This window comes from Alicyclobacillus sp. CIJ1, assembly GCF_057538885.1.
In genome coordinates, this window is record NZ_BAAJPH010000106.1 from 1 (window position 1) to 5,614 (window position 5,614).

Here is a 5,614-nt window from a genome sequence, read left to right on the forward strand (position 1 = left end):
AGCACCAAGAACAAGTGCTTCCCGTCGTTGCCCTTGTTCTTGCGGACTTCCGCTCGCTCCAAGCGGCAAAGGTACTTGCCATCTGGCAACGGCTCGTATCCGCCGCCCCGGGCTGGTTCTACCCGCATGTACTTCTCGTCCAGGTCGGCTAGATTCATATTTCAACCTCCTGTTCTACATTGTTCCAGGTGTTGAGAGTACACGGCAGCGACTCCTCTCTGCTGAAGAGGGGAGTTGACGACCAGGCATCGATTAAGCGTAGGGTTACTTTTCTAGATCTCCCCCACCCCAATCACACACGGCACCGCGGCCTGTTCCCGCACCCAATCCTCTGCGCGCTTGGTGACCGACTCCTCCGTGTCGTCCAGCAGCGTGACGAGATCCCCGCTCGGCACCAACCGGATCACGATCTCCTCACACAGAGGCCATTCGAACCCCTCGTCGACGATGGTCCCGATCGCCGTTTGCAACGCCTCGAGCGGAGTTGCCGCGACGACGTAACCGTAATTCTCGCCGTCTGTGATGTACCAGAGCTTGCTCATGGCTCATCGTCCGCCTCCCTCACCCAAGCGAACAAGGCTTGCGGAATCGACAACTCCAACCACTGCCCTGCTCGGTCGACAGACTCAATGCGACAGAACAACTGACGAACGCCGCGGCCTGTCCCGTCGGAGACATGCACAGCGAGAAAGGCGCCCGCATAGGGATCCCCGACCACCTCGACGCTACCAAACAGATTCGTGTCCCATCGGCTCGATGGCACGTCAACTCACCACCAACGGCCCGCCGCTCCGGGGCCCGTCTCCTGGTCTCAACACCAAACCCAGCCCATCGCGCAGTTTGCGCGCCGTAGATTCGTCCAACACGAGTTCCAGCGCTCCGTGCTCGTCCTGCATCATCACACGAATTCCCGAGTCTTCGGCGATCACCTGGACTTCCGCTGCTCGCACGCTCATCCGCATGCAGTTGTTTCCTCCAGTTCTCGTTCAAGTTCCTTCTCCTGTTGTGCCAGGGTCTTGAGCACCCGCTTCTCATCGTCGAGCGCCATCCGCATCTGTTCGGTCAACAAGTCACGGCCCAAATCGTCGTATGTGTGTCGCATGGCTTCCGCGGCGTCTGCACGACGTTTCACAGCAGCGTACAGATCGACTAGCGCCTTGTACCGATCCGCCGGAATCAGCACCACATGGTCTCCAAACACCGCGCGCATTTGAACGCTATCCGACCATGTCTTAGCCATCATCCGTGTCTCAATCAGATCCTGATAGAGATCCAAGAGATGATCGAACACGTCCCGGTACACTCGCGCACGGGTTCGAAGCGCCGCATTGTTGCTCGTCTCGCACTGCGCCCAGTTCGACTGGAGTTCCCGCAAGAATCGGTCATAGCACTCGCAAATCATGGTCAATCGGTTGTACACCTCAACCATCGGCACGTCCCACGTCGTGTCCACCCCGCCATGCCTCCCTTGCTTCACGTAAGATCGTTGAAACCTCTGCTCGCGCCTTTTGCAGATTCGCAAACGCCAAAGGTTCAGCAGGATCGTCGGCGTAATCGTAAGCCACCTCAGCGGAGCGAAGGCGTTCAACAGCCTCAAACAGCGCCGTTTGGTAGACTCCGTAGACCTCGCTTGCCTCCCACGCCGGGGATCGTCGTCCAACAACTCGATCAAGCATGATCACCACCTCTTGCTCATGCGTGGTTTGCAGGGCAAATCAGTCGCGCGTCAGGATCGCGGAGATCAGATGCAAGTTTTCGTTTTCGTCTGTAAAGAGCACCGAGTTCCTACCCTGCGCCACCTGCATCCGCACGACTCTGCTTGACTCCACCGCTTCCAACATCTCCAGCACGTACCGCGCATTCAGCGAGACTTTGGTTTCTTCTCCCGCGAACTCAACCAACGGCACCTCTTCACGCGCGCGCCCGCGCTCCGCAGACCTCGACGTCAGTTCCAGCACGCCATCCTTGGCGTACAGCGAGACCGTATGTCGCTCGTTCTCCGCCAGGATCGTCACGCGCTCAACGGCTTCCTCCAACCGTTTCCGCTCCACCCTGCACGATGCTGCGAACTCCCGCGGCATCACCCGCGACGTGTCCGGATACTCGCCCTGGTACAGTCGCCCAAAGAGTTTCACTCCGTCCCACTCAAACATCACGTAACTCGCCGACTGGTAGACTTGCAGGGTCGCGTCGTCGTCCGCATCCAGAAGCCTCGTGAGCTCCGCGAGCGCGCGCCGCGGGATCGTACAGCGAATCGACATCTCCCGATCGACCGTTTGCGACACTTTCGCCAACCTCAGCCCGTCCGTGGCCATCCAAATCAGCTTGCCGTCCTCGTAGCCTACGTAGACACCCTCCAGGATCGGTCGCGACGCATCTTGTTTCGCCGCGGCGTATCCAACACTTTGGATGGCTTCCACCAGCGTTTTTGCCGAGATCTCCACAGGCTCGATGCCCTTCATGTCTGGCAACTCGGGAAACTCCTCCGGATCGAAGCCGTGCAGCTCGGCGTGCGTTGCCCCAACGTCAATCGACGCGCTCAAGTGGTGCGGCGCAATCGTCGCGATGTCCACGGTTCCCTTGGGTAATCTCCTGACCAACTCCGCGAACAATTTCGCCGGAAGCACGACGCCACCCGGATCCACCACCGACGCCTCGACGGTCATGCGTAGCGCGACGTCGTAGTCGTAGGCACTCAACGTCACCTGACCGCGTTCCGCCTCCATGAGCACGCCCTGCAACACCGCCGCGGGCGCGCGTGTCTGCGCAATCCGTGCGAGTGCGCTCAGCGCGGGCTCCAGCACCTGTTGCTCAATTAGACAGCGCATGGTGTCTCGCCCTCCTTCGCCCCCATCAGCAACTCACGCAGCTTGCCACGATCCCACGGCGCGATCGCCTCAGGAAGAACGAGGTACACCGTGTTGACGATCGTGGCTTTGCAGTGCTTGGGAACCGCCATAATCAGCCTTGTCTCGTCACATGGGTGATGCGGATCGTAGGTCATTTGCGCCACTCGCTTCTCGTACACCGGCGGATACTCGCCTTCTTCCACAATTCCCAGACACATGCCGCGCTTGATACGCACTCGTCCTTGCTCCCAGACCGCGAATTCAATCATCAAATCCCCTCCTCACCTATGCGTGGTTTGCACGACAAGCGGCGTGATCTCACCGTTGCGGTACTCGAACATCGGCATCCCCAAGGCCTCCGCGATCGCCCGTTCCAACTGCCCCTCGCGAGGACTCCCAGCCCGGCAGGAACACCACGGCGTGGCAGCCGAGCAGGCAGTGCAGCGCCGCACGCATCCAGTCATCCCACTCCCAGTCCTCGTCACCTGGGATCTCCGCCGGATTGACCACCACGAAGCCCTGCGACCTAAGCCTCGCCGCCGCCTCGCGAAACGTCGGGCGATTGAAATCCGGGTAGCCGGACATGGGGCCGGCTAAGTACCAACGCCCGTCCCGCTCCAGGTCTTTCAGTGCCACGCGTTTTGCCGCCCCTCCTCTGCGTATCGGTCAATGACCTCAAACCACCGTGCAAACCGCGCCCTTAGTGCTTGACCCGCCCGCGGGTCGTAATCCTCGAGTTCGACAATCAACTCATCCGCTTCGCAGGCGATGTTGACGAGTGCGTCCAAGTAGTCTTTCTGAATCAAGATCTCCATCGCATCATCCTTCCTTATCAGAACTGTTGAGATGTTTATTAACTCCAAAACGATGAGCATGGAATCCAGCGCTACGACAGATGAATCGAGCATCTTAAGGTTGTCGCTGTTCTCGTCAACCGCTCACCGTCTGCAAGGCAATCCATCTTCCCCGCGCCCGCCTCAACGCCCGGCACACCGAAGGCTGGGTTACGCCCAACCTGCGCCCGATCTCGGCCTGCGAATACCCCGCGACAGTCCACCCGACAATCGCGCGGTCTCGCGGCGTCAATTCCGCCATGAACTCACGAACCTCAAGTTCGCTCCAGTCAACCTCCTGCCGAAGATCCCGACTCTCCACTTGCTTTTCGCCTTCGTCTTCGTCTTCAAACTCCAGCAGGATCGACCGTTGCAATGGACGCCTCACCGCACACACAATCAGTTTCTGCATCTCACGTGCGATCACCAGCGCAGCAAATCCAGCGAATTTTCCGACTCCAACGCGATAGAACAACGCCGCCCTGCACAACGCCAGCAACCCCGCTGCTACGAGATCGTCGAATTCGATTCCCACCCGTTCGGCGCGGTAGCGATAACGACGAGCAATGTGGTAGACCAACCCGATGTTTCTTGCCGCGAGTTCGCGTTGAGCGTCGTTCATCCTCATCACCATTGCCTCACCGCTGCCTTCTACAGCCTCACTCTTTGACCCATGTCATGAAGAGCCCAACTTCTGAGTGGGGATCGTCGGCTTGTTTGATCCTCGCCTCTTCCGCAGCGTATTCCGGATCCTTGTACACCTCGATGAGTGGCGGCACATCCACTTCACCCGGCCACCACTGTGCGACCACCCAGACCGTGTCGTTTGCTTGCATTGCTTTTATCCACCCTCCGCATGAAGTAATTGGTGAGACCAGCGTCGATGAAGTCCTTTCAGTAGCCTGCTGACATGGGCCTGAGAAAGCCCCAGCCGTTGGGCAATCTCTCTTTGTGTACGTCCAGATGCGGCTAGCATTAGCAGTGTTCGTTCTCGTTCCGTGAGTCGCGAAACAAAATCTCGCCACTCCACGTCGCTTAGGTCCGCTTCACATCGAAGCCATGCGCTTTCTGAGTGACCACTATCCGACTCATCTTGGTCCCACGGCACAACCAAAGGGACGGTCTTTGGTCTCCGACGCGCGCGATCAACCAACTTCATCATCTCGTGCTGAATGTACACAACAGCAACCGTCGAAAACTTCGCTCGCGATGGGTCATACACCCGCGCCGCCTTGCACAGCCCGAGCATCCCCGTCGCAACCAGGTCGTCGAACTCAATCCCGACCGCTTCGGCACGACGGCGAAAGCGATGTGCGACGTAATACACCAGCCCTTGATTCTCGACAACCAACCTCTCTTGCGCCTCGTTCATGGGAACACCCCCCTAAGATTGGGTGTCCCGTCATACAACACCGATCGCCTCTGCCGCCGCTTTAGACTCCTCATGCCTCTGCACCACGTCCCGGAAGATCTCCCACCTATGCGGCAACACCATCGCGTACCGCACCAGAAACTCCTGTCGCTCCAGCCGTTGCCCGAGCACCGCATTGAGCAGCGCGTTCGCTTCATCCATCGTCTCGGGCAACAGCGCGTATGGGATGTTGTTCGCCTTGAAGATCCGCTGGAGCAAGTCTGCCTGCCTCGGCGTTGGCTTCGTCAGGAGCTCCGCCGCCTCCCACCGCGTCTGCGGCGCTTGCAGGCCTCGGCGCTCCAGCGCCGCCAACTGCTTCTCCGTCGGCGGCAGGTCCATCCACTCCTCCTCGGCCCCCACGGCGCTCCGCGAGAGACCAATCTGCGCGTACGTCGCCGCCGCGCCCCAGGCCATCTCCGAGTCCGGCCCGAAGTACACGCGGTGCATCTCGGGCTTCGCGCCCGGCTCCTCTGTACTGAATCGCCCGTAGGCCACGTACCAGCCGACCTGCGTCTGCTCGA

Annotated in this window: 11 protein-coding genes and 1 pseudogene; all 12 read right to left on the reverse strand. The window is 59.7% G+C overall.

Translation table 11 applies throughout. The features are described from left to right. Positions 1–272: 272 nt before the first annotated feature. Complete coding sequence (locus tag AC27E8_RS08595; protein ID WP_487097516.1) at positions 273–542, reverse strand: hypothetical protein; 270 nt, start codon at positions 540–542, stop codon at positions 273–275. Then, the gene (locus AC27E8_RS08600; protein WP_487097514.1) at positions 539–763 is read right to left on the reverse strand and encodes a hypothetical protein; all 225 of its coding nucleotides are present in this window, start codon (positions 761–763) and stop codon (positions 539–541) included. Before AC27E8_RS08600 ends, AC27E8_RS08595 begins: the two co-directional genes overlap by 4 nt. Before the next feature lies 1 nt (position 764). Beyond that, positions 765–962, reverse strand: a complete 198-nt coding sequence (locus AC27E8_RS08605) for a hypothetical protein (RefSeq protein WP_487097512.1) — start codon at positions 960–962, stop codon at positions 765–767. Next, positions 953–1,453 (reverse strand): hypothetical protein, encoded by a 501-nt coding sequence (locus tag AC27E8_RS08610; RefSeq protein WP_487097510.1) that lies wholly within the window; start codon positions 1,451–1,453, stop codon positions 953–955. The genes AC27E8_RS08605 and AC27E8_RS08610 overlap by 10 nt, the downstream gene beginning before the upstream one ends. 262 nt (positions 1,454–1,715) lie before the next feature. Further along, positions 1,716–2,828, reverse strand: a complete 1,113-nt coding sequence (gene dnaN, locus AC27E8_RS08615) for a DNA polymerase III subunit beta (protein ID WP_487097508.1) — start codon at positions 2,826–2,828, stop codon at positions 1,716–1,718. Continuing rightward, the gene (locus AC27E8_RS08620; RefSeq protein ID WP_487097506.1) at positions 2,816–3,118 is read right to left on the reverse strand and encodes a hypothetical protein; all 303 of its coding nucleotides are present in this window, start codon (positions 3,116–3,118) and stop codon (positions 2,816–2,818) included. Before AC27E8_RS08620 ends, dnaN begins: the two co-directional genes overlap by 13 nt. A 49-nt stretch (positions 3,119–3,167) precedes the next feature. Beyond that, positions 3,168–3,485 (reverse strand): DUF4406 domain-containing protein, encoded by a 318-nt coding sequence (locus AC27E8_RS08625; RefSeq protein WP_487097505.1) that lies wholly within the window; start codon positions 3,483–3,485, stop codon positions 3,168–3,170. Then, a complete protein-coding gene (locus AC27E8_RS08630; RefSeq protein ID WP_487097503.1) occupies positions 3,476–3,664 on the reverse strand; it encodes a hypothetical protein in 189 nt (62 codons plus the stop codon). Before AC27E8_RS08630 ends, AC27E8_RS08625 begins: the two co-directional genes overlap by 10 nt. Positions 3,665–3,779: 115 nt before the next feature. Then, the gene (locus tag AC27E8_RS08635) at positions 3,780–4,310 is read right to left on the reverse strand and encodes a sigma-70 family RNA polymerase sigma factor (RefSeq protein ID WP_487097502.1); all 531 of its coding nucleotides are present in this window, start codon (positions 4,308–4,310) and stop codon (positions 3,780–3,782) included. A gap of 31 nt (positions 4,311–4,341) precedes the next feature. Continuing rightward, a complete protein-coding gene (locus AC27E8_RS08640; RefSeq protein WP_487097500.1) occupies positions 4,342–4,518 on the reverse strand; it encodes a hypothetical protein in 177 nt (58 codons plus the stop codon). A 5-nt stretch (positions 4,519–4,523) separates the two neighbouring features. Beyond that, positions 4,524–5,054, reverse strand: coding sequence for a sigma-70 family RNA polymerase sigma factor (locus AC27E8_RS08645; RefSeq protein ID WP_487097498.1), 531 nt, complete (start codon positions 5,052–5,054; stop codon positions 4,524–4,526). A 30-nt stretch (positions 5,055–5,084) separates the two neighbouring features. Further along, positions 5,085–5,614, reverse strand: a pseudogene (locus AC27E8_RS08650) (DEAD/DEAH box helicase); the annotation flags it as partial.

What these genes read in the sequence shown, in the direction of transcription:
- AC27E8_RS08620 (WP_487097506.1), bottom strand. Translation starts at nt 3,118, where the DNA reads ATGATTGAATTCGCGGTCTGGGAGCAAGGACGAGTGCGTATCAAGCGC.
- AC27E8_RS08645 (WP_487097498.1), bottom strand. Translation starts at nt 5,054, where the DNA reads ATGAACGAGGCGCAAGAGAGGTTGGTTGTCGAGAATCAAGGGCTGGTG.
- dnaN (WP_487097508.1), bottom strand. Translation starts at nt 2,828, where the DNA reads ATGCGCTGTCTAATTGAGCAACAGGTGCTGGAGCCCGCGCTGAGCGCA.
- AC27E8_RS08640 (WP_487097500.1), bottom strand. Translation starts at nt 4,518, where the DNA reads ATGCAAGCAAACGACACGGTCTGGGTGGTCGCACAGTGGTGGCCGGGT.
- AC27E8_RS08595 (WP_487097516.1), bottom strand. Translation starts at nt 542, where the DNA reads ATGAGCAAGCTCTGGTACATCACAGACGGCGAGAATTACGGTTACGTC.
- AC27E8_RS08605 (WP_487097512.1), bottom strand. Translation starts at nt 962, where the DNA reads ATGCGGATGAGCGTGCGAGCAGCGGAAGTCCAGGTGATCGCCGAAGAC.
- AC27E8_RS08630 (WP_487097503.1), bottom strand. Translation starts at nt 3,664, where the DNA reads ATGGAGATCTTGATTCAGAAAGACTACTTGGACGCACTCGTCAACATC.
- AC27E8_RS08635 (WP_487097502.1), bottom strand. Translation starts at nt 4,310, where the DNA reads ATGAGGATGAACGACGCTCAACGCGAACTCGCGGCAAGAAACATCGGG.